Origin of the sequence: Sphingomonas sp. Ant H11, from assembly GCF_000797515.1 — a bacterium.
Classification (GTDB): domain Bacteria; phylum Pseudomonadota; class Alphaproteobacteria; order Sphingomonadales; family Sphingomonadaceae; genus Sphingomonas.
Genome location: NZ_JSBN01000183.1, coordinates 1 through 1,555, shown reverse-complemented (window position 1 = coordinate 1,555; position 1,555 = coordinate 1). Strand labels below are relative to the sequence as shown.

Sequence of the window (1,555 nt, the reverse complement as noted above, 5' to 3'; positions counted from 1 at the left end):
CCCCGGCGGTCGGGCGTGGCGGCTGGCACGTTCAGCTTGGCGCATTCGGCGATCCCGGCAATGCCCGCAAATTGTGGGGTCAAGTCAGCGGGCGGTTTGCCGGGGCGAGCGTCAGCTACGTCAAGAGCGGCGCGCTGACGCGCGTGCTGGTCGGGCCCTACCCTTCGCGCGCGGCGGCGGCGGCGGCTTGCGGCGCAGTGCGTCCGTGCGTGCCGGTCAACCCATAGCGCGTTACGCGCCGACCCATTCCGCGCGGGGAATGCCCTGCGCATAGAGCAAGGCGGACAGATCACCCTGGTCGATTCGCGCATCCGTCGCTGCAGCGACGACCGGCTTGGCGTAATAGGCCACGCCCAAGCCAGCGGCGCGGATCATCGCCAAATCATTGGCACCATCCCCCACCGCCAGCGTAGCCTCGGGCGGCAAGTTTAGCTCGGCCATCGCCGCCAACAGCGTCTGCAATTTGGTGTCGGAGCCGACGATCGGTTTGGTCACCGTGCCCGACAGCACCCCGCCCGCAATCTCCAGCCGATTGGCAATCGCGCGGTGAAACCCGATCTGCGCCGCCACCGGCTCGGCAAAGCGGGTGAAACCGCCTGAAACGAGAATGGCGGTCGCCCCGCGCGCACGCATCGTGCCGATCAACGCAACGGCACCGGGCATGATCGTCACGCGTTCGGCCAGGCAACGCTCGATCACCGCCTCGTTAAGCCCCGCCAGCAATGCGACGCGCGCATCGAGGGCACCTTCGAAATCGAGTTCGCCGCGCATCGCCGCTTCGGTAATCGCCGCGATCTGTGGCTTGATCCCGGCAAAATCGGCGAGTTCGTCGATGCACTCGACGGTAATCATGGTCGAATCCATATCGGCGACGAGCAGCTTCTTCTCACGGCCCTCAGCCTGCTGCACGACCACGTCGATGCCGGGAAACGCGCCCTCCAGCGCCGTGCGCGCGGCATCCGAGGCCAGGCCGAACGCAATGTCGGCCGCCTTGCCCGGCTCGATCCAGCCCTGCGCGACCGGCGCACAGCCAGCCGCTTCGAGCCGGTCCATCGCCGTCGAAATTTCCCCTGCAGCCAGATGATCCGATGCTATCAGCGTCGCAATGAACACACGTCACCTCCCAAGGCTCGCGCTCATCGCAGGGCCGACCGCCAGCGGCAAGTCCGCTCTCGCGATTGCCGTCGCGGAGCGACACGACGGCGTGGTCATCAATGCCGATTCGGCGCAGGTCTATCGGGATTTGCGCGTGTTGACCGCGCGCCCGTCCACTGAGGACGAAGCGCGCGTGCCGCATCGTCTGTTCGGCCATGTCGATGGCGCGGACAGCTATTCTGCCGCCCGCTGGGCAAACGCGGCCGCGCGCGAAATCGACGCGGCGCACGCTGCGGGCAAGCTGCCGGTGCTGGTGGGCGCACCGGGCTCTACCTGCGCACCCTGCTCGACGGCATCGCGCCGGTGCCCGAGATCGATCCGCAAATCCGCGAGGCGGTTCGCGCGCTGCCGGTGGCGGAGGCCCATGCTGCACTTGCCGTGCTGGATCCGCCCGCCGCCG

Annotated in this window: 2 protein-coding genes and 1 pseudogene; 2 read left to right on the top strand and 1 reads right to left on the bottom strand. The window is 68.0% G+C overall.

Annotated elements, in window-relative coordinates:
* Positions 1 to 227 (top strand): SPOR domain-containing protein (locus tag NW75_RS21270; protein ID WP_033967391.1); only part of this gene is annotated, 227 nt, incomplete at its 5' end.
* Between the two features lie 4 nt (positions 228 to 231).
* Here NW75_RS21270 and serB read toward each other — a convergent pair.
* The gene (gene serB, locus NW75_RS21265; protein ID WP_033967390.1) at positions 232 to 1,113 is read right to left on the bottom strand and encodes a phosphoserine phosphatase SerB; all 882 of its coding nucleotides are present in this window, start codon (positions 1,111 to 1,113) and stop codon (positions 232 to 234) included.
* Between serB and NW75_RS21260 the strand changes: the two are divergent.
* Positions 1,106 to 1,555: pseudogene (locus NW75_RS21260) on the top strand (tRNA (adenosine(37)-N6)-dimethylallyltransferase); the annotation flags it as partial. The gene serB and the pseudogene NW75_RS21260 overlap by 8 nt on opposite strands.